This is a genomic window from Pedobacter gandavensis, from assembly GCF_032678465.1.
GTDB classification, from domain to species: Bacteria; Bacteroidota; Bacteroidia; order Sphingobacteriales; family Sphingobacteriaceae; genus Pedobacter; species Pedobacter gandavensis_B.
On record NZ_JAVTSK010000012.1, the window covers coordinates 134,710 to 155,851 of the forward strand.

Consider the following 21,142-nt stretch of genomic DNA (forward strand, 5'->3'; position numbering starts at 1 on the left):
GTTTTAGCTGAGGCTGGATGATGTGCTGTTTTGATAAGCACATTTACCATGATGATATAATGCTTTAATGGTTGAATTTCTTGCCACTGCCTCTGCCGAACAACTGGCATCTACCAGGTTGAAATCTGCGATGTCGCCCTGTCTTGGCCATTGCTGATCTCCATTTTCATTCAGTGGCAGAATGTTGTTGGTGGCGATTTTTAAACACCTGGAAAGTTCAAGTTCTGTGGAATAACCGTACAATTGTGCCATTAAATTGGCTTTTTGTAGCATACTGCCAGTTCCAAATGGACTCCAATGGTCTACCACACTGTCTGTGCCCGTCATGACATTGACCCCATGTTTATACAAGGTCGGGATGGGCATGATTAAGCCACCAAAAGGGATGGTGGAAATGATGCCAATTTGTGCTGCAGCCAATTGCACAGCGGTTTCTTCCTGTAGTTTAGCTGGTAATTTGCCCAATGCAAAGCAATGGCTAAGGAAGGTTTTTCCTTTCAGCTCTGGGCTTTCATTCACTTTTTTGATCAGGTATTGAATCGTTTTAAAACCACTTTCGCCGGATTCATGCAAATGAATATCAATGCCGCGTTTGTAATCTAAAGCCAGCTGGACAGTGAAATCTATGGACTTTTCTATACTGCCATCAATGCTTTGCGGATCCAGTCCACCGATGAAATCAATATCCATCTGTGCGGCTTCCTTCATTAAGCCTTCAGACTTAGACCTGAACAGTCCATGCTGCGGGAAGGCAACAATTTCTACTCCAAAACTGTCTTTTTTGTTTTCAATAGCCCGGTATAGATTTTTTAAAGAGTTCAATTGAGAAGTTGGTTCAATGTTAACATGGCTTCTGGCAAAGTTGGAACCATTGGATTGCAGTAATTCAATGATGTTCTCTGCACGGGCAGTAGACGTTTTTAAAAGCTCGGGAAGTATCTTTTCCTCCAGGGCAATCATATCCTGTACAGAATGTTGACGCTTTGAACCGGCCTTCCATTTTCCACCATACCAGGTTTTATCCAGGTGGATGTGCATATCTTTCATTGCAGGCAACATTAAGTAGCCTTTTGCATCTATTGCGCCTTTGATGTCCGTGTTGTCTTGTATCGATTTGATTTTTCCATCTTCAATGGTGATGCAAAATAATGCAGTCTTAGTGCCGGTTACTTCAAAATCATCCCTGTGAAAACCAGTTTCCAATCGGACGTTTTTAAAAACAAGTTGCTTTGAAAATTTCGGGGAATCGTTTTTGGTGACAGCATGTGCTGAGTTCGGTATGGCGCTGGATACAATTCCGTATCCGATGACGCCCATAGTCTGTTGAATGAATTTTTTGCGTGTCAGCTCAGTATTGGTCATTTTAATCGAGGTATAGGGTAATCACAAAGTTAAGGGTTCTTCAATAAAAAAACGCCCGTTAGATTTTATCTTAACGGGCGTTTTTTAGCGGTTGTAGTTATTCATGTGCAAAATCAGCAGCACTTACTGTTTTACGTTGGCCATCAGGACCTACATAATCCAATGAAAGTGTATAGCCACCGCCACCTTCGATAAATAGTAATTTAAAAGGATGGTAACCTTTGCCTAAAGCAATTTGCGCAGACTTTTCAATCGCACTGTGTAAACCATCATTGTCAACCAGCAATTTGTTGTCCAGGTATAGGTTACTACCATCATCAGCACGCAGATAAAATGTATATACGCCCTGCTCAGCTGCGTAAAAATAGCCTTCATGTTTAGTCCCAAAAGTAGGAGCCTGCTCTTTTACCGGAATCTCTATTGCAGCAGCAATGGCAGTAGATTTTTTATCTGCTTCATTGATCTGAGTAACCGTTTTATAGGATTTAGGATAGTAAGAGAATTTCAATCCTTTTGCTGCTTGTGCCAAAGTCAGGCCTTTGGAATACGACTGCTGGTCATAATCGATGGTATAAACTTCACCCATTTTTCCATTTGGACGGAATGCGGCAATCTTTACCTGAGTAGGGGTATTGATGAGCAATTGACCATTGTAAACTGTAGAATTTACACCTGGTTTTGTACCATCAGTAGTATAGCGCAATACCGATGTACCTAATGGATTGATGATTTTTAAGACCGTCTGATCTACAAAAACGCTTTTCGGAGAAAAGCCAGTCAGGTCAGGCTGACGATAATTGATGTTCATCGCATCCAAAAATGGATATTGTACATTCATTCTTTTCTCAAAAGCGTTCCAATCTTTAGTGCCATTACTCCAGGCGACTTCAGAAAGCGCCTGCATTCTTGGGAAAACCATGTATTCCAAACGTGCTTCCGAAGGGATGTATTCCGTCCAGATACCGGCCTGAACACCCAGTACCAATTTCTCTTCAGCTTTAGTGAATCCATAATTGTAAGGATCAAAACCATATACTTTTTTCAGAGATCCACCATCTTGTTGTGCATCAAAATAGCAAAACTCTCCAGGCATCATGATCATGTTCAAACCTTTTTCAGCGGCATGTTTTGGTGCTTTAGGCACCCATGCTCTCCAATACATCATGGTTGCAGTAGGAGATACCCCACCTTCCAGAATCTCGTCCCAGCCGATCATTTTCTTACCTTTACTGTTGAAAAAGCGCTCCATACGGTGTACAAAATGACTTTGTAATTCATCTACACTTTTTAAGTTTTCGCGTTTCATCAGTGCTTTACATTCTTCAGACTTTGCCCAGCTGTCTTTTTCCACCTCATCTGCTCCTAAATGAACATATTTGCTTGGGAAAAGTGCAAAAATCTCTGAGAATACATTTTCTGCAAATTCATAAGTGCTTTCTTTACAAGGACAGAGCGGCTCTGAGAAGGTCTTTCCCTGCTGACTGATTCCAGAAGCTGTTAGCCATGGCATTAACTTCGTAGCAGCCATCATATGACCTGGCATGTCTATTTCCGGAATCATTTCCACCCCACGTGCGGATGCATAGCGAATCAGGTCTCGCATTTCATCTTGAGTATAGAAACCACCATACATGCGTTCGCCGTTAATGGTTTTGAAATGTTTCTCAGGTAAATTATAGTCAGGATTGTCTTTAGCAAGTTTTAAACAAACTGAATCCTGTCCGTTCATTTTTCTCCAGGCGCCTTTTGAAGTCAGCTCCGGATATTTTTTAATCTCAATTCTCCAGCCCTGATCATCTGTTAAATGGATGTGGAATTTATTAAACTTATAAAGTACCATACGGTCGATAAAAGTTCTCAAATAAGCCAGATCAAAGAAATGTCTGGATACATCCAGATGGATGCCTCTCCATGCAAACTTTGGTGCATCAGCAATTTTTACCGCAGGAACCACAAAAGAACCAGCACCTGGTTTTAAGGCAGGAGTTCCAATTAGCTGTTTCAGGGTCGCAATTGCCCAGAAAGCACCCGAAGGATTTGCCGTTAGGATCGTGATCTGATTGGGTTCTACCTGTAGTTTATAGCCTTCCTCAGCACTGAGGGAAGGATCTTTTTTAATCAGGATAAAATTAGGTCGCCTGGTGCTGGTTTTTAAACCTGCCGTCAGTTGTTGTAGCTCTTTTGTCGCATCAGCGAAGCCCGTTCCGGCACCATTGCGGATCACCGTGTTTTTGTACCAGTTGAATTGACCAGGCATGCTTTCCAGCTGCGCAGGTTTTGGAATAATCGGATAACTGTTTTCCTGTGACATCACTGTGAAAGCAGTGCCAATCGAAAAGAAAGAAAACAGTAAAAATCGTTTTAGGTTCATTTAAAATAGATTGTGTGTTTTTCAAATTAACTAAAAAATTCTGAGGAAAGTCAAGAAAGTCAGATACTATGTCTTCAGCGTATTTGGCTAATTATTAAATATTATCCTTTTTTTTATAAAATATCCAAGTATTTTTAGAATATGAAACTTACTCAGCCGAAACTCAACCGTTTTCTTTTCAACTCTTTGCTGGTTCTTATCGTTACAACCAGCAGTATTTACGCACAGAAAAAACCAAATATTATTGTGTTCCTGGTAGACGATATGGGCTGGCAAGACACCTCATTGCCATTCTGGACACAAAAAACACCACTGAATGCGCGTTACCATACCCCAAACATGGAGCGACTCGCTAAAGAAGGGATGAAATTTACAAATGCTTATGCCACGCCGGTATGTACCCCAAGCAGGGTAAGCATGATCAGCGGAATGAATGCCGCACACCATAAAGTGACCAACTGGACTTCTCCACAACTCAATGTATCTTCCGATAATCCTGATGAACAGTTCTCGCCTGCAAATTGGAATTATACAGGTTTGAGCCCTAAAGCAGGTATTCCAAATACCATCCATGCCACAGCCTATCCGCAACTGCTAAAAGATGCAGGGTACTTTACCATTCATGTGGGGAAGGCTCATTGGGCTTCCGTAGGTACACCAGGTGCCAGTCCATATAACCTGGGCTTTATAGTAAACATTGCCGGCCATGCCGCCGGTCACCCACAAAGTTATTTTGCTGCAGATTATTATGGCAATAAGCCCGGTAAGAACAGCATGCAGTCAGTGCCGGATCTGGAAGAGTATTATGGATCTGAAACCTTTCTGACAGAAGCATTGACTCAGGAAGCCATGAAAACAATGGAAGGACCGATCAGAAACAAACAGCCCTTTTATTTGAATCTGGCACATTATGCAGTTCATGATCCATTACAGGCAGATCCACGCTTTTATCAGAAATATATCGATAAAGGACTGGACCCTCAGGAAGCCAAATATGCGGCTTTACTGGAAGGAATGGACAAAAGTCTGGGGGATATCATGGATTATCTGAAGGCAAAGCAGGTGGACAAAAATACGATTATTATGTTCATGAGCGACAATGGCGGACTAAGTCTGACACCCCCAAGAGGAGGTGCAATACATACACAAAACCTTCCTTTGAAAGCAGGTAAGGGCTCTATAAACGAAGGCGGTATCCGTGAGCCAATGTTGGTGAAATGGCCTGGTGTAGTGAAAGCGGGTACTACCGCAAATCAATATGTGATCATCGAAGATTTCTTCCCAACCATTCTGGAAATGGCAGGTCTGAAGAATTATAGGACCATTCAGGAATTGGATGGCAAAAGTATGGTGTCTATTTTAAATAATCCAGATGAGCAGGATAACGAGCGTGTGCTAATTTGGCATACGCCTAACAAATGGATTGCGAAAGACGGACCTGGGATCAACTATAAATCGGCGATTAGAAAAGGAGACTGGAAAATGATCTATAACATGAGGGATGGTAGTAAGCAGCTTTATAACCTCAAATCAGATATCGGAGAATTAGAGGATCTCGCTTTATCAAACCCGGAAAGGATAAAGGAATTGTCGGATTTACTCGCTGCAAAATTGAGAAAATGGGAGGCGCCTATGCCGATGCTTAAAAGCACAGGAAAACCGGTAGCAATGCCTTAACCAGCACCAAACAATAGCTAAACACACAAATGAACAAGAAAAAATTACTCATGATGAGCATCGCATTGCTGCTATGCTTACAGCTCAATGCACAACAAAAGTACCATCCTGTATTTGTCTCAGGGAAAGAAGGATATAAGAGCTTTCGGATTCCGGCAATGATTGGCTTAAAGGATGGAACCATACTCGCTTTTTGCGAAGGAAGAGTGAACAATGCAGGAGATTTTGGCGACATAGATATTGTCATGAAAAGTAGTAAGGATCAGGGGAAAACCTGGTCCGATTTACAAGTGGTTGCGGAATTTGGTAACCTTCAACTGGGTAATCCTGCCCCGGTGCTGGACTTAACTGATCCAAGGTTTCCAAAAGGAAGGATTTTCCTTTTTTACAATACCGGAGATCATGGAGAAGCGGAAATCATTAATGGCAAAGGAATAAAAAGATGTAAATATAAAACCTCAACCGACGGGGGCCAGAGCTGGTCAGAAGAAGTAGATATCACCACCCAGGTACACCGCCCTAATCAACCTGCTGTGGATCCACAATACAATTTCAAGGAGGATTGGAGATACTATGCCAATACCCCAGGTCATGCAATGCAGTTTCAATCTGGGAAGTATAAAGGAAGAATGTTCGTTGCAGCCAATCATACTGCCGGAGCTCCGAAAGCCAGAGCAGAACATTATGTGGCACATGGCTATTATACAGATGACCACGGACAAACTTTTAAATTAGGTAATAGTTTGGATCTCCCTGGAAGTAATGAGTCTATGGCTGCGGAACTATCCGGAGGAAGGCTGATGATGAACAGTAGAAATCAGAAAGGTGATCAAAAAGAAAGGATTGTTTCGATCAGTAGTGATGGTGGGGCAAGCTGGGATAACACCTATTTTGACCCGGTGCTGATCGATCCGGTTTGTCAGGGGAGCATCCTCAATATCGCTGAAAAGAAGGGAAAAAATGTATTGGCATTTTGTAATGCTGCAGATACCAGACAGCGTGATCAGTTAACGCTGCGCATCAGTTTTGATGATGGAAAAACCTGGGCAAGAAAGATTCCTGTTTATCAGGGAGCAGGTCAGCCCAATATCGCTTATGCAGCTTATTCGGATCTGTTAAAACTAAGCGAAAAAAAGATAGGGGTGTTATTTGAAAAGGACAACTATTCAGAAATCGCCTTTTCTGCAGTAGACTGGAAATAGGAATTGAGGCTCAAATTGCGTAAGCACAAAACACATGAAAAATTGGATATTGATTGCGGTCAGCTTATTAACCCTTAATCTCGCCAACCAATCTGGTATGGCACAGGAAAATAAAGCATTTAAGTCCTGGAATCCGGCAACAGACAGCCTGAATGTAATTCAAGGCAGAGGATGGGCAAATGGCTATAAAAGTGATTACGACCGTTTACCTGCCTCAGCAGAAACCAGGCTGCGAAAAGCCGTTTGGAATCTGGCAGAAAATAGCGCCGGACTTCAGCTTAGGTTCAAAACCAATGCAGAAGAAATCGTTGTTAAATATACAGTATCGGGGGCTATCCAAATGCCACATATGCCTGCAACAGGTGTAAGTGGTCTGGATCTTTATGTGAAAGATGTCAATGGTAAATGGTTATGGTGTGCTGGTAATTATGCTTTCGGAGATACCATTAAATACCGTTTTTTGAATATATCAGGTAAAGATGGTCATGTTCAGGATCGGGAATACCGTTTATATCTGCCACTTTATAATTCGGTGAAATGGCTGGAAGTGGCAGTTCCAACAGCAGCCAGCTTTAAGCCTGTCCCGGTCTCCATACAAGAAAAACCAATTGTAGTTTATGGCACTTCAATAGCCCAGGGTGCTTGTGCCAGCAGACCTGGGCTGGCCTGGACTTCCATTCTTGGAAGAAAGCTGGACAGGCCCATGCTGAACCTCGGCTTTTCTGGAAATGGTAAACTGGAACCTGAAGTGCTCGACTATATTACTCAGATTGATGCGAAACTTTATGTTTTAGATTGTTTGCCCAATCTGATTTCCAAAGAAATGAGCAATGCAATGCTGAGTAAAAGAATTGTGGATGCAGTTCATCAGATTCAGTCTAAAAGACCGGCTGTGCCTATTTTGCTGACCGAACATGAGGGTTTTACAGAGGCGGAGATGCAACCTATCCGTAAATTAGCTTATGAAACGGTCAACGGTGTACTTCGAAATACGTTCGACTCTTTAAGAAAGGCGAACATTAAAAATTTGTACCTGCTGTCTAAAGAGGAGATTGGCCATGACATTGAAAGCACGGTAGATGGTGTGCATCCGAATGATATTGGAATGATGAATTATGCGAATGCTTACGAGAAAAAGATTAAAAATATATTTAAAGAGCGTAATGGTCGGGTATCTACCACAATTCCTGTTACCCAGCGTAGAGATGCCAATACTTACGATTGGGAAAGCAGACATCAACAAGTTCTAGCCTATGCCGCGGAGCAGCAACCTAAGCTGGTTTTTATAGGAAATTCTATCACGCATTACTGGGGAGGAGCACCTGCTGCTCCAAGAGTCAATGGCAATGATTCCTGGATAAAGTACTTTGGCAAAAGCAATCCAATAAATATGGGCTTTGGTTGGGATCGTATAGAAAATGTTCTATGGCGGGTTCAGCATGGAGAATTGGATGGTTTCAGTGCACAACAAATCCTATTGATGATCGGAACCAATAACCTGGAAATCAATTCCGATGAAGAGATTGTAGCAGGCTTAAAACTATTGGTCGAAACGATCAGGGAAAAGCAACCAAATTCAAAATTAATGCTGCTGGGGATTCTACCCAGAAAAGGCATGGAGGCCAGGATTTCTAAGTTGAACAAGCAAATCGCAAAAATGGCTGCCCTTAAAGATTTAAGATATGTAGATGCATCAGGGATTTTCCTGAATCCTCAGAAACGCATCGACGAATCCCTATTCTCTGATGGTTTGCACCCAAATGCAATGGGTTATGATCAGCTAGGGAGATTTTTGTCCGGCACATTGCAAATGCAGAACTAAGCTGTATCTGGAATCTAGTTTGAAGCGGCCTATTTGTATAGTTTTGCAACTATACATCTAATTGTTGCAAATTATTGCAGAATATTGCTTTACTTTGCATTTATGATAAATGATTTAAAGAAAACACTTAAAGCCGAAAGGGCAACTAAATTTATCTTTCTGGTTTGTGGTTTGGGCATTTCAAGTTGGGCTCCAATGGTACCTTATGCTAAAGAAAGGCTAGGCTTAAATGATGCGAATTTGGGTTTATTGCTGTTGCTCCTGGGTGCAGGAGCCATTTCTATGATGCCTATCAGTGGTTTTCTGTCTCATCGCTTTGGCAGCAGGGTCGTGATCTTATGTGCTGCTTTGCTGATGGCGGTAATGTTGCCCTTGTTAATGCTCAGTAATACCACGCTTCAAATGGGAATTGCGCTATTTATTTTTGGAGCAGCAGTAGGGATCGTAGATGTGGCAATGAACACCCATGGAGTCCAGGTGGAGAATATGTCTGAAAAACCAATCATGTCCTCTTTACATGGTTTATTTAGTGTCGGAGGCTTATTGGGTTCATTAGGTTTGGGATTTCTCATGAGGTTAGGATTGGAACCGGTAGTCGCCGCAATTACGATCGCTATTTTATTGGTGCTCATTGTGTCCTTAAATTTTAACTCATTGTTTGATCAGGCTACCGAGAAATTTGCTGTACAGAAGTTTTCAGTGGCCTCCACAGATAAACCTGCTTCATGGTTTACAGCTTCTGTACTATTCCTGGGTTTAATGTGTTTTGCAGTCTTTTTATCCGAAGGGGCGATGTTGGATTGGAGCGCATTGTTCCTTAGAGAAAGTCGCGGGGTTACGGAAAGCTTTTCTGGAATAGGTTATGCTGCGTTTTCAATAGCCATGGCTTTTATGCGTTTAACCGGCGATAAACTGGTGGCTAAGTTTGATGGGAAAACTGTAGTGGTAGCCGGAAGTTTACTGGCTGCTTTTGGAATTTTACTGGCCGTATTTAGCCCATGGTTAAGTACGACAATCCTTGGTTTTGTTTTATTGGGCTTAGGTGCAGCCAACATTGTCCCGGTGTTTATCAGTGAGGGAGGGAAGTTGAAAGATGTTCCTGCAACAGTAGCGATACCTGTGATCACCACAATTGGTTACGCCGGACAGCTGGCAGGGCCAGCCATCCTTGGCTTCATCGCTTATTCTTTTTCCTTACCTATCGCGTTTGGATTTACTGCAGTGTTGTTGATACTCATGGCCATTTCCTATAGGTTTAGAAATTAAAAAAAACCACTCATTAATAAATACATTGATTTATTAATGAGTGGTTTGTGTATTTTATCTGAATGTCTGGTTTATTTGTTTTTTCGTGTCGCTTTGAAATTTCCATTAGGTTGTATAAACAACACAGATGCTGCGTTTCTAGCACCTTCGACCTCAAATTTAGCAGTATAGCCATCCAGAATTTTTAACTTAAAAGTAGACCTTGGGATAGGAGAACTGGACTTTTTCTTTTGATACCAATCATAAAAAAGGTCAAAAAAAAAGGGTGCCTTCAGGCACCCTTTTTTTTTGAAATGAAATATCTTATTTCACACGCTCCACATATTCACCTGTGCGCGTATCTACTTTTAATTTGTCGCCTTCATTTACGAACAATGGTACTCTTAATTCAATACCATTTTCTGTAGTGACCATTTTCTGAGCACCAGAAGAAGTATCACCTTTAACAGCTGGTTCCGCATAAGTAACCAATAGCTCTACGAAATTCGGAGCCTGAGCCATAATTGGTTCTTCACTTTCAAAAGAAACAATAACGCTCATTCCTTCTTTAATGAATTTTGCAGATTCACCAAATAATTCTTTAGCTACGCTAAACTGCTCAAAAGACTCATTATCCATTACTACAAAATAATCGCCTTCTTCATATAAGTATTGGTAGTCGTTAGTCTCTACACGGCAAATTTCAACTTGCTCATCAGTTCCTAAACGGGCTTCCACAATTTTTCCTGTTTTAATATTGCGAAACTTACCTAAGTAGAATGCTCCACCTTTACCTGGTGTACGATGTAAAATTTCCGTAACTGTTACCAGTTCGCCGTTGAAACGTAAAATATTTCCTACTTTAATTTCAGATGCCTTTGCCATATAAATATAATTGTAAAATTTGTGCTCAAATATATGTGCTTTTTTGGTTATTTATACTTTCAGGAGATAAGAAATTGAGTTTTCTTCTAAACAGATGTAAATAAATAAATCAAGCCTTTTGTAATAAGGGCCGCAGTAGTATAAAGCACAGGGCTTAAATACAGGAATTTGAAGGCATCAATTGTAGGGAAAATGAATAGGGATGAAAGTTGCCTGAATTGAGGTGTTAAAAATTACAGCGGAGCTGTAGGACTGTTATTTAGCTTCCACTAAGGTTGCCGTTATAGGGTTTTGGACGTCTTTCAAAAGCTCCATGCCTATTAACTGTTGACATTCTTCATAGTCTTCAATAGTTACGGCGTTATCCAATGCCATCTGAAGCAGTGATAACCTGATTTGTTGTTGAACTGTATCTTCCATTTTCGGTAGTTGAAAGGTGAGTTGTGAAATTTTGCACTTAAATACTATGGTAATAGAAGGGCTTTAAAAAAAGTGATAGAATGTGATAACACTTTAAATACAAAGTTGTTTTGGTCAATCTGAAATAAATAAATCTTAGTGCATAGTAAGTTGTTTTTCTACAGCTTTTACAATGGTTTTTCTTTATTTTAATCGAAATGGTATGAACTGCTTGAGTTTTGGCAGGATAAATGTTGCCTGCATGCGCATGAAAGCAATTGTAATTACTTCATTTGGTGGACCAGAGGTTTTAAAAACTGAGGAGAGAACAAAGCCGCTAATTAATGAAAATGAGGTGTTGATCCGGGTTAAAGCAGCAGGACTGAATCGGCCCGATGTATTCCAGCGAAAAGGGAGTTATCCGCCGCCCCCAGATGCTCCTCAGGATATTCCAGGTTTAGAAGTGGCAGGTCTGATTGAAGAATTGGGCGCAAATGTAAAACAATGGAAAATGAATGATCGGGTATGCGCACTCGTAGCGGGTGGAGGTTATGCGGAATATGTAAAAGTCGAGGCCGGACATTGCCTCCCTATTCCTGATGGCTTAAGCTTCTTTGAAGCTGCCGCGCTGCCTGAAACAATTTTTACAGTCTGGAACAATGTCTTTCAGCGTGGTCGTTTACAAGCCAATGAAACGTTATTGGTCCATGGGGGCAGTAGTGGGATCGGCAGTACCGCCATTCAATTGGCAAAATATTTTGGAGCAGAAGTTCTGGTTACTGTAGGTTCAGAAGAAAAAGGACAATATTGTCTGGATTTAGGGGCAGATGATTTTATCAATTATAAAACCCATGATTTTGAACAGGAATTAAAGGAAAAACAAGTTGACGTAGTGCTGGACATGATTGGGGGATCCTATTTTCAAAAGAATATAGAGGTTTTAAAACCAGAGGGCAGATTGGTGTACATCAATGCAATGGAAGGAAATATGGTGTCTTTAAACATTATGCAAATGATGCGAAAAAGACTGAGTATTATGGGAAGCACCTTAAGGAATCGGGATGTAGCATTTAAAACAGCCTTGACGAAGGATATTTTGGAAAAGGTCTGGCCTATGTTTTCAAAAGGAAAGTATACTTCCTGTATTTTTAAAGTTTTTCCATTGGAAGAAGCAGGTAAAGCGCATGAGTTGATGGAAAGTAGCCGGCATTTAGGTAAGATCATTTTGGAAATCCCAGAGTAGGCGAATTGTACAGCTGTCCTGATGTTTGGGATAAAGCAAAAAGTCTCATTTATGAGACTTTTTGAATATTTGTGGACCAATATTTTAGCCCTGCTTTCTAAAATATATTATTTCTTCGTTTTGAAATCCTTGTTGTTGCTTTCTTCATTTTTCAATGCGGTAGCTACTCTTTCCTCAAATGGTTTTAAATTAAGATCCATTTGTTTTGTTGAGACAGGGATTATATTGGCTGTTTTCAAAGTAGGAGTATATCCACCGGAAGACATGTAAAACATATCCGGATATTTCTTAGAAACCCCTTGTTCGAAATCAATACGCTGCCCTGGTTTGCCATCTGTATTAGAGAACCTCACTTTATTGAAGTTTACCCACTTTCCAGTCTGGTCTTCCATGCCCCAGGCATTATAGTAGTAGGCTTCTCTTCGAATCTGACCATTGGTATAACCGAAGTTTTCCAGGAAAGAATAGTAACCATCAAACATTCGTTGTTCTTTCGGTGCTCTCCAGGTAGCAACATATTTCCAGTCTTCACCTTCCAGCTTGTACCATGCCGATAAAACCACTGAATTGTTGTCTTGTTTCAAAACATTCATTAAAAACTTAACGGGTTCATTGCTTTTCCAGTTCGCCGTTTTCACATAAGATTGTCCACCAGTCCCCTCACCACCAAAGGTATTCACAGTTGTTGATTTATCCTTGTCTACAAATGAGACATAATCATGCTCAGTAATGGTTTTATCGTTTTCTGCATCTTTGCTGTCCCATACAGAAAAAAGCACCCTGCGTTCTGAATCAGAATTTGTTTGTATACCCATGTAGCCACGGTAGAAACCTAAGCTCATGTAATAGGTTGCCAATGGATCGCCACCTTTTGGAACCATAATTTCCTGGTAGATCCAATTGTAGGATTTGGTCGTAGGCTGTGTACTGCTAAAACTCAAATGGACAGAAGGAGAGGATTGGTAATCTGTCTGATTCACTTGTCCGGCTTCCTTTAGTGATTTAAAAGTTAATGCATTTATTTTTATTGCAGATTGTGGGGCACTAACAGGTTTCAGTTCATATCGGAAATAACCGGTTTTGGGTACCGTGATGTTGGCGGCAAACAGTGAATTTGCTTGTCCGTTTCCAGTAAAAGTTAATTTTTTACGAATGGTTTTAAAATCATTGAGAGTTGTAATAGGCGTAATGATCAATTCGAAACTTAATTTTTTCCCCTGATCAACAGTATGGTCAAAGTAAAAATCATACTGACCAGTTTTCTGATAAAGGTACCAGACCACGCTTTTACTTTTGTCGCTCCACCTGGAAACAATACCCTTGTCTTCCGGATAGCCGACAGGTACGGAAACACCGCGGTCGCCAGGTGTAAATGGTTCAATGTAAGCTTTGTTGGCTGGAACAGTAAAAACCTCTTTGAAGGTTTTACTTTGGGCAAAGCCTGAGAGTCCGGCTGCAATCAATAAGACTGTGGCCAGACTGGTTTTACAATTTGGTTGATTTAATTTCATTGTGTGTTTAGTTGTTTAACCAAATAACTTGATTAAAATGGTGATTCTTGTGGTTGATGTTTACACAAACGTTTGCGGAAATATTAAGGTATAAGAAAAAGCAGAGGCAGCTCCGTCATTCGGAAAGCCTCTGCTATATCATACGCTCATATTAATGAATATTGGAGATCAATTTCATTGATCCCTGCACAGAATCGCGTTTATGCGTTTGTGGTAGAAGGTTTCAAAGGAGCTGCATCAGGAATTCGGGTTTGTCCAAATAAATCCTCTACAACAGGAGGAGCCATCTCTAACCTTGGCTTTTCCTCTTTGATCTTTTCTTCTTTAACTTTTTCTTCTTTGACCTTAACCGCTTTTGGTTTATCTGCTTTGCTCTTGGCTATTTTAGGTTTTTCCTCTGATTTTGCAGGATTTTCCTCAGTTATGGTTTCCATTTGTTCGGCCTGAACTGCTGAAGGTGCAATGGCATCAGCACCCACATTGGCTGCGGTTTTGGCTAAATCTTCAATGATGTGCTTACCCAACATACCTTCTGAACCCTTATTGCTCAGCTGTTCATTGCTATCAGTAATCGCTGGTTTTTTCTCTAGTTCTAATTCTAATTGAGATTTAGCGAGTGCCGCTTTCAAATCTTCAATTTGATTTTGCTGCTCTTTTACGAGGGCTTCCTGTTCTTCAACTAAATGCTGTTGTTGCAATACCAGGTTTTCTTTTTCTAATAAATAAGCTTTTAATCCATGGATAAATTCAGCCATTTCATCCGCACCACCAGCGAGTTTGTTCATTGTTTTTGAAAACTCATTAAGGATCTGTCCATCCATCTGGTATTGATAACGTGCACTATGGTCAATTTCAGCCCATCCTTCTTCAAAAATACTACGTACCTGAACTGCTACTTTGTATTCTTTTTTGCTAGGTGCAGTTTTAATGATATAATCTACAGATCTGTAGCCATCTGCATGTATGATTAAGTTACATCCTTTATCAGTAAACTCTTTGGTTGTACTCGCTGTATCTTCTGCTCTTACATTTGCTGTAACCTTATCCATCAACACAAAATGATCCACAATATTATCATGAATTTTTGACCAGTCAGATTTGAACAATGGGATGATTCTGATACTGATTAAATTTTCAATCAGACTTTCATAATTGTTCAGGTCAATGACCACATCCGGGTTTTGTTGTTTGTAATTGATCAGTTGTTGCATCAATTCTTCCGAATTTTTGATCTCATACTTAATGGCATGCACCGCATCAAATTTGAAAAGAATTTTCACAACTCCACTGCCAATTTCGTCATAAGCAGCTTTTTTTGATTCAAAATCTGCGCTGATGTTTAACAGCTCTACGTAATTAAGGTTTCTTGCTTTAAAATCTGCTGAACTAAGATTATGGGCACTTAGCATATCAGCTTCTTGGATCATACTCATTTATAAATGGTTTTAGTTTTTTAATCATATTTTCTACAATTACATCGAAGAAAATAATCTAGGTTTACGCTTGCTCTAAATATGGTTCTTATGTTTCAAAATTAGTCTTTTTGGGCAAATTTGAAACAGGATGTCTGGTTTTACTGATTGATTTTTAACCGGAATGGCAGTCTGAAATTGAAACCTATTGATACACTGATTGCTGCATTTGTGATTGTAAAGGAAAATTGACAAATGAATAACGAAAGGCTTCGTTTTTGGAATGCAAAACCCCATTCCGGAGAACAGGGATTTGCTGATTTTGTATCAGGTAATATTAACGATTAAAAGGAGCAAAAGAAGCGGATTAGAAATCAAAAAGATCCTCTAAAAAGGATTTCTTCTTTTTAGGGTAGCCTGAATCATGCTGACGTTGGTCTTGTCCACGGTAACCCTCTTGTCTATAACCTTCATGGCGGTAGGATTTCTCCTGATCATCTTGTCGGAAAGCGCGACTATCCTTGTTGGAAGATCCTTTGTCAGCTTCATGAGCTAATAATTTATCCAGTTCACCACGGTCTAACCAAATGCCACGGCATTTTGGGCAATAATCAATTTCTACATTATTTCTTACGGTCATTAATAGGGTTTCCTGGCAATTTGGGCAATTCATAACTCAATTTTTATTTTTTAGTTCTCAATAGATATCACAATAATTTTTCAGCATATGCACATCAGTTTTGATGCCGGTAATCCAAAAGAGGATCCGGTAGTTTTTTATTAAACAATGCATTTAAATCGATTTTGATGAAATCTAAAAGGGAGTTAACCTAAAAAGGAAGGAGTATTCTCCATGGGCAGGCCAGTTCCATGGCGCCACAGCAATTTTTGTTGCGTTTTGAGGCAGGATAGGACTTACAATGGAATGGAGGTTGCCAAGACGAGGCTGAAAGTATTTCATCTTTTTAACCGCCGAAGTGTAGGCCATCTCAGATGGCAGCTCTTCCAATAGCTCTGCCTGAACATAAGTACTGCCAAAGAAAGCGGGAAGCTCATTCCTGAATTCAGCAGCAGAGACATGTTGCATGAGGCATAAGCTCCATACCAATATGACTGTGGCAAATATGCGCTTTCTTATACTCATGTTTATTTTTAATGATATGCTACTCAATTATCCAGTCGCAATTTTATCCCTGCCAATATAGAACAAGAATTTGATTTAACGTAATGTGGAGTAAAATTGCAGGAGTTTCGTCTTTTTTTTGCCATAATATGATTAAGCCTCATTTTTCTGAAACTCTCGGGTCATCTTTGTCGGAATTTATAAGGAACAACTCCTTACCCGGTGAAGATACTGGTACAAAAGAAAAAGAAAAAAACACGAATGATTACAAGGTTAGGCAAGATCCTCTTTTCCACCCGAATGATGGGTGCGATGTTATTGTTATACGCTTTCTCCATGGCCATGGCCACCTTTGTGGAGAACGATTATGGTACGGCTGTCGCCAAAGCATTAATCTATAACTGCTGGTGGTTTGAATTGGTGATGGTGATTTTGGTGCTCAATTTTATTGGAAATATTGGCAGATACCAATTGACCCAACGTAAAAAATGGCCTTTACTGGTGTTTCACCTTGCCTTTGTAGTGATTTTTATTGGTGGCTACATTACCAGATATGTGAGTTTCGAAGGTTCTATGCACATCAGAGAAGGGGAATCCAGCGATGAAATCGTTTCTGATGCGACCTTCTTTAAGATGCAGATCGGAAAAGATGATCAGGCATTGGCCTATGATGATCAACCAGCGATTTTAATCGGAAACCGCATCCCAGGTTATCTAAAGCCTTTCAAAAAGACTTTTAAAGGAGAGTATGACTACCAGGGTCAAAGGGTGAAAGTTAAAGTAATCGACTTTTATGCCAGAGCTCAGGACTCTCTTGTGCGCAATTCAACAGGTAAGCCGACCCTACATATGGTGGTTTTAGAAAATGGAAAGCGTGTAAATAAATATGTGCCTACAGGAAAAGTACAGCTGATAAATAACATGCTGGTCAGCTATAACAAAGAAACTCCTGGTGCCATTAACCTTTCAGATGCCCCGAATGGTGCTTTACAAATTGCCAGCCCTTTTCCTGGTGATTATATGATTATGGCCACTCAGGAGAAGAAACCTGTACTTGCTGATACTCCAGGACAGGCATTTAACCTAAGAAGTTTATACACTTTTGGAAACCTGGCTTTTGTAATTCCTGAACCGGCTATTCCTGGTGATATCATCTATTTTGAAGGCGACAAGACCAAAAATGAACATGATCTTGACCTGGTTAAAGTACAGGTGACTACTGCAAATTCAGTGGATACTGTTTCTTTTTATGGAGGAAAGGGAATCACTAATTTTCAACACCAGAGTGAAATTGGCGGACTTAGAATTTCTATGGCTTACGGTTCTAAAATTTATAAAACCCCATTTTCTATTAAACTGACAGATTTCAAAATGGAGAAATATCCGGGCAGTAATAGCCCTGCATCTTATTCTTCTGATGTGTTAATTCAGGACGGCGGACAAGATACCCCATACAAAATATACATGAATCACGTCCTGGACAAAGCGGGTTATCGTTTGTTCCAGGCTAGCTTTGATGATGACGAAAAAGGAACAGTACTTTCTGTAAATCATGATGAGCTGGGTACTAACGTAACTTATATCGGTTATACTTTATTATTCCTGGGTATGTTTGTAACCTTGTTTTGGAAAGGCACGCATTTCTCTAAGTTAAACGAACAATTGAGGGCCATTTCAAAATCTGCAAAATCAAAATCTCTTTTGATCGCTTTGTTATTCCTTCCTGTAGGAGCAGCATTTAGTCAGAAGATAGACATGCATGGTAAGAACGGTTCTGATGCAATACCTGGGCTTGTTAAACCTCAGGCAACCATGCCAGCAGATGATGGGCACAATCACGCCCCTGGTGACGGACATAACCATGCTCCTGGTGATGGGCACGATCACTCCGCTGATGATGGGCATAACCATGCTCCCGGTGATGGTCATGACCATTCCGTGCCAGCTACTCAGGCACACAACCATGCACAACCAACAAAAGCAGAAATGCAAATGTTACTTTCTGCAAAATCGGTAGATCCTGTACAGTTTGCTTCCACTATAAAAATCGACCTGGCGCATGCCGATAAATTTGGTCATTTGCCTGTACAAAATATTGACGGACGGGTAGAGCCAATCAATACAATGGCCCTGGAAATTCTAAGAAAACTACATCGTAAAGATCGTTTCCACAGCTTAAATGCCAACCAGTTTTTCCTTTCTGTTTCCACAACTCCTTTTCTTTGGGTAAATGTGCCCCTGATAAAAATAGGTGCTAAAGGTGGTCCGGACTTGTTAAAGGCGGTTAAGGCCAATGAAGATGGTTATACTTCTATGATCAACCTGCTAAAGGTAGGGGAAGATGGAACCCTTCAGTTTATCTTAAAAGACGACTACTCAAAGGCTTTCGCTAAAAAACCAGCAGAGCAAAATAATTACGATAAAGAAATCATTGATCTGAATGATAAGTTGCAGGCCATGCAGGCTTTGATTAACGGTCAGTATTTACGCATATTCCCTATTGCAGATGATGCCAATAATACCTGGATTGCTATGCCATCCGCGGTGCCTGGATCTGCGCTGGTAGGAGAATTAAACCCAATTGATCGCTATGCAAAAAGTATTAAAGATGGACAGCAAACTGGAAATTGGGATGCAGCGAATGCAGCTTTAGACAAAATCAAAGATATTCAGTTAAAATTTGGTAAAGACGTGATGCCTTCGGATACAAAGGTGTTCTGGGAAGTGAGCTATAACTCATGGAACATCTTCTTAAACCTGATGATTACTTATGCAATGTTAGGTGCCGTAATCCTTGGATTGGCATTCTTCAAATTGTTTAAGAACTCCAAAATGTTAGATAAACTGGTCACCTTCGTATTGATTTTAATCAGTGTCGCTGCCTTCCTTCAAGGTTTTGGTTTAGCTACAAGATGGTATATCTCTGGGCATGAGCCATGGAGTAATGGTTATGAAGCGGTATTGTTTATCAGCTGGATTGGGGTATTATCGGGGCTTGGAATGTATAGAAACAGTAATGCGTTTATCCCTGCTGCAGGATGTTTGATTGCCGTGATTTTAATGGGATTTGCGCATGGTGGATCACAAATGAATCCGCAAATTACGCCTTTGGTTCCAGTGCTTAAGTCTTATTGGTTGATGATTCACGTTGCTATTATTACTTCAAGTTATGGTTTCTTCGGACTGAGTGCCCTGATGGGAACCGTGGTGTTGGTTTTATACATAATTGACAACAATAAGATTGCTGCAAAAGTGAAATCTTCGATCACAGAATTGACGATTGTGAACGAGATGTCCTTAACTGTAGGACTGTTTTTACTAACCGTTGGTACTTTCCTGGGCGGTATCTGGGCTAATGAGAGCTGGGGACGTTACTGGAGTTGGGATCCTAAAGAAACATGGGCCTTTATCTCTGTCATCGTTTATGCTTTCGTACTCCACGTGCGTTTGATTCCGGGATTAAGAAGTAAATATCTGTTCAATTTATTGTCGCTGTTGAGCTTCTCAACGATTATTATGACGTATTTTGGTGTGAATTATTATTTAACCGGATTACATTCTTATGCACAGGGTGATCCTGTTCCAATCCCATCTTGGGTGTATGTTACCGTAGCCTTGATTTTTGTATTGGCCTTTATCTCATATAAAAGGTACCAGCAGCGTAATCGATAATCAGCATAAAGACAAAGGCTAACCCTAAACCGGTTAGCCTTTTTGCTTTCTATACTTTGGCATGAAGCTCATTTCTGCTTAAATCCAATATTCCCTTTCCCTGAATCCTTAGTCCTTAGAATATGCCTTCCTACTGAGGTTATATTTAAGTGAGTATTACTCGATAGATTATTGGAGGTTGATAGGGCCTAATATAGCTTATAGCCCAATCAGCCTCTTTAATAAACCCATTAGGTGATTGAATCTTCCTTAAAAAAATATAGCCTCTTTTACTGATCACTATAAAGTTTTTTATTATCTTCATACAGTTCATCTCGAACGATAGTTAACTGAACACTAAACCATTAACGACGCTCATATGGCAATAGCTGTAAACGGCCCACATGGCCACTTCAAAGGAAAAGTAGGCAATCTGGTTTATTATATGCTCAATGGGCAACCGGTAGTCCGCTTGATTGGCCATAAAGGCAATCCCAGTTTACTTCAACTGGCCAATTACCAAAAAATGTCTGTCACCATGAAATTGCTGAGCCGTATGACCGGCTTTATCAAATTGGGATTCGGCTTACAGGCCAAAGGGACAGTGCACAATGCACACAACCTGGCCACCTCTTACCTGAAAAAACACGCTTTAAAGGGTGAATATCCCAATATCAGTGTAGATTATACAAAAGTTAAACTGAGCGAAGGCAGCATGCCTGCAACCCGGGATTTAAAAATCGTTAAGGTAGCAGGCGGATTGGAAATCAGCTGGGATCCGACCCATAGCTATGAATTACAACACAATGATAGTGTGATGGTGATGCTTTGTTTTCCGGAAAAAGGAAGAGGCCGGGAATACCTGAATATCGCCAGAAGAGCTGAAGGAAAATGTTTCCTTCCATTGATGGAAGAGCAACTGAAACAGCAGATCGAACCCTATATTGCGTTCCTCTCTGCAGATGGAGAAAGGGTTTCCGACAGTGTCTACCTTGGTAATTTAAACGGTGAGGCTAAAACTGAAAACGAAAAAAATGAGGAAAAGAAGTACCAGCAGGTAAAAGAGCGTTTTGATCAGGTGGAAGCCAGTTATTTGAGCCAGCTTAGAGACGAATATGGCAATAGACCAACGCACAAGGCTTTTAAAATACTGGAAAAAGAATATCAGGTGCTCAAGGAAAAGCTGGAACACCTACCCGGGAAGCCTGGATAAAAAACGTTTTGGACAGGTCTGCCAGT

15 protein-coding genes are annotated in these 21,142 nt (G+C 40.5%); 7 read left to right on the top strand and 8 right to left on the bottom strand.

Going from position 1 to position 21,142, the window contains the following annotated elements; translation table 11 throughout:
* Positions 1-3: 3 nt before the first annotated feature.
* Together R2Q94_RS19455 and R2Q94_RS19460 are read right to left on the bottom strand one after the other, a co-directional pair.
* A complete protein-coding gene (locus R2Q94_RS19455; RefSeq protein WP_316823151.1) occupies positions 4-1,362 on the bottom strand; it encodes an amidohydrolase in 1,359 nt (452 codons plus the stop codon).
* A gap of 97 nt (positions 1,363-1,459) precedes the next feature.
* Positions 1,460-3,733, bottom strand: coding sequence for a family 20 glycosylhydrolase (locus R2Q94_RS19460; RefSeq protein ID WP_316823152.1), 2,274 nt, complete (start codon positions 3,731-3,733; stop codon positions 1,460-1,462).
* Between the two features lie 141 nt (positions 3,734-3,874).
* On the opposite strand from R2Q94_RS19460, the gene R2Q94_RS19465 reads away from it, so the two are divergent.
* From R2Q94_RS19465 to R2Q94_RS19480, 4 genes are all read left to right on the top strand, one after another.
* Positions 3,875-5,410: a sulfatase gene (locus tag R2Q94_RS19465; protein WP_316823153.1), complete on the top strand. Its 1,536-nt coding sequence runs from the start codon at positions 3,875-3,877 to the stop codon at positions 5,408-5,410.
* Positions 5,411-5,439: 29 nt separating this feature from the next.
* Positions 5,440-6,612 carry a sialidase family protein gene (locus R2Q94_RS19470; protein ID WP_316823154.1) on the top strand — a complete coding sequence of 391 codons (1,173 nt, stop codon included), beginning with the start codon at positions 5,440-5,442 and terminating at the stop codon, positions 6,610-6,612.
* A 34-nt stretch (positions 6,613-6,646) separates the two neighbouring features.
* Positions 6,647-8,434: an SGNH/GDSL hydrolase family protein gene (locus R2Q94_RS19475; RefSeq protein ID WP_316823155.1), complete on the top strand. Its 1,788-nt coding sequence runs from the start codon at positions 6,647-6,649 to the stop codon at positions 8,432-8,434.
* A gap of 102 nt (positions 8,435-8,536) precedes the next feature.
* On the top strand, positions 8,537-9,700 hold the full coding sequence (locus R2Q94_RS19480; RefSeq protein ID WP_316823156.1) for an MFS transporter: 1,164 nt from the start codon (positions 8,537-8,539) through the stop codon (positions 9,698-9,700).
* Between the two features lie 303 nt (positions 9,701-10,003).
* On the opposite strand, the gene efp is transcribed toward R2Q94_RS19480, so the two are convergent.
* Both efp and R2Q94_RS19490 read right to left on the bottom strand, forming a co-directional pair.
* The gene (gene efp / locus R2Q94_RS19485) at positions 10,004-10,564 is read right to left on the bottom strand and encodes an elongation factor P (protein ID WP_316823157.1); all 561 of its coding nucleotides are present in this window, start codon (positions 10,562-10,564) and stop codon (positions 10,004-10,006) included.
* A 255-nt stretch (positions 10,565-10,819) separates the two neighbouring features.
* Positions 10,820-10,984, bottom strand: coding sequence for a hypothetical protein (locus R2Q94_RS19490; protein WP_316823158.1), 165 nt, complete (start codon positions 10,982-10,984; stop codon positions 10,820-10,822).
* A 202-nt stretch (positions 10,985-11,186) separates the two neighbouring features.
* On the opposite strand from R2Q94_RS19490, the gene R2Q94_RS19495 reads away from it, so the two are divergent.
* Positions 11,187-12,206, top strand: a complete 1,020-nt coding sequence (locus R2Q94_RS19495; protein WP_316823159.1) for an NAD(P)H-quinone oxidoreductase — start codon at positions 11,187-11,189, stop codon at positions 12,204-12,206.
* 107 nt (positions 12,207-12,313) lie between these two features.
* On the opposite strand, the gene R2Q94_RS19500 is transcribed toward R2Q94_RS19495, so the two are convergent.
* The 4 genes from R2Q94_RS19500 to R2Q94_RS19515 form a co-directional block, all read right to left on the bottom strand.
* Positions 12,314-13,717, bottom strand: a complete 1,404-nt coding sequence (locus tag R2Q94_RS19500) for a DUF3472 domain-containing protein (RefSeq protein WP_316823160.1) — start codon at positions 13,715-13,717, stop codon at positions 12,314-12,316.
* Between the two features lie 200 nt (positions 13,718-13,917).
* Positions 13,918-15,150, bottom strand: a complete 1,233-nt coding sequence (locus tag R2Q94_RS19505) for a hypothetical protein (protein WP_316823161.1) — start codon at positions 15,148-15,150, stop codon at positions 13,918-13,920.
* Between the two features lie 346 nt (positions 15,151-15,496).
* On the bottom strand, positions 15,497-15,802 hold the full coding sequence (locus R2Q94_RS19510) for a zf-TFIIB domain-containing protein (protein WP_316823162.1): 306 nt from the start codon (positions 15,800-15,802) through the stop codon (positions 15,497-15,499).
* Positions 15,803-15,943: 141 nt separating this feature from the next.
* Entirely contained in the window at positions 15,944-16,273 is a 330-nt protein-coding gene (locus R2Q94_RS19515; protein WP_316823163.1) for a hypothetical protein, read from the bottom strand.
* 240 nt (positions 16,274-16,513) lie between these two features.
* Here R2Q94_RS19515 and ccsA point away from each other — a divergent pair, with 240 nt between their 5' ends.
* Complete coding sequence (gene ccsA / locus R2Q94_RS19520) at positions 16,514-19,924, top strand: cytochrome c biogenesis protein CcsA (RefSeq protein WP_316823164.1); 3,411 nt, start codon at positions 16,514-16,516, stop codon at positions 19,922-19,924.
* A gap of 358 nt (positions 19,925-20,282) precedes the next feature.
* Complete coding sequence (locus tag R2Q94_RS19525; protein ID WP_316823165.1) at positions 20,283-21,116, top strand: DUF6266 family protein; 834 nt, start codon at positions 20,283-20,285, stop codon at positions 21,114-21,116.
* Positions 21,117-21,142: the final 26 nt, after the last annotated feature.

Bases quoted from the DNA above. Each gene is read 5' to 3' on its own strand.
- R2Q94_RS19470 (WP_316823154.1), top strand. From the start codon at position 5,440: ATGAACAAGAAAAAATTACTCATGATGAGCATCGCATTGCTGCTATGC.
- efp (WP_316823157.1), bottom strand. From the start codon at position 10,564: ATGGCAAAGGCATCTGAAATTAAAGTAGGAAATATTTTACGTTTCAAC.
- R2Q94_RS19480 (WP_316823156.1), top strand. From the start codon at position 8,537: ATGATAAATGATTTAAAGAAAACACTTAAAGCCGAAAGGGCAACTAAA.
- R2Q94_RS19465 (WP_316823153.1), top strand. From the start codon at position 3,875: ATGAAACTTACTCAGCCGAAACTCAACCGTTTTCTTTTCAACTCTTTG.
- ccsA (WP_316823164.1), top strand. From the start codon at position 16,514: ATGATTACAAGGTTAGGCAAGATCCTCTTTTCCACCCGAATGATGGGT.
- R2Q94_RS19500 (WP_316823160.1), bottom strand. From the start codon at position 13,717: ATGAAATTAAATCAACCAAATTGTAAAACCAGTCTGGCCACAGTCTTA.
- R2Q94_RS19495 (WP_316823159.1), top strand. From the start codon at position 11,187: ATGAACTGCTTGAGTTTTGGCAGGATAAATGTTGCCTGCATGCGCATG.
- R2Q94_RS19515 (WP_316823163.1), bottom strand. From the start codon at position 16,273: ATGAGTATAAGAAAGCGCATATTTGCCACAGTCATATTGGTATGGAGC.
- R2Q94_RS19475 (WP_316823155.1), top strand. From the start codon at position 6,647: ATGAAAAATTGGATATTGATTGCGGTCAGCTTATTAACCCTTAATCTC.
- R2Q94_RS19525 (WP_316823165.1), top strand. From the start codon at position 20,283: ATGGCAATAGCTGTAAACGGCCCACATGGCCACTTCAAAGGAAAAGTA.
- R2Q94_RS19505 (WP_316823161.1), bottom strand. From the start codon at position 15,150: ATGAGTATGATCCAAGAAGCTGATATGCTAAGTGCCCATAATCTTAGT.
- R2Q94_RS19455 (WP_316823151.1), bottom strand. From the start codon at position 1,362: ATGACCAATACTGAGCTGACACGCAAAAAATTCATTCAACAGACTATG.
- R2Q94_RS19460 (WP_316823152.1), bottom strand. From the start codon at position 3,733: ATGAACCTAAAACGATTTTTACTGTTTTCTTTCTTTTCGATTGGCACT.
- R2Q94_RS19490 (WP_316823158.1), bottom strand. From the start codon at position 10,984: ATGGAAGATACAGTTCAACAACAAATCAGGTTATCACTGCTTCAGATG.
- R2Q94_RS19510 (WP_316823162.1), bottom strand. From the start codon at position 15,802: ATGAATTGCCCAAATTGCCAGGAAACCCTATTAATGACCGTAAGAAAT.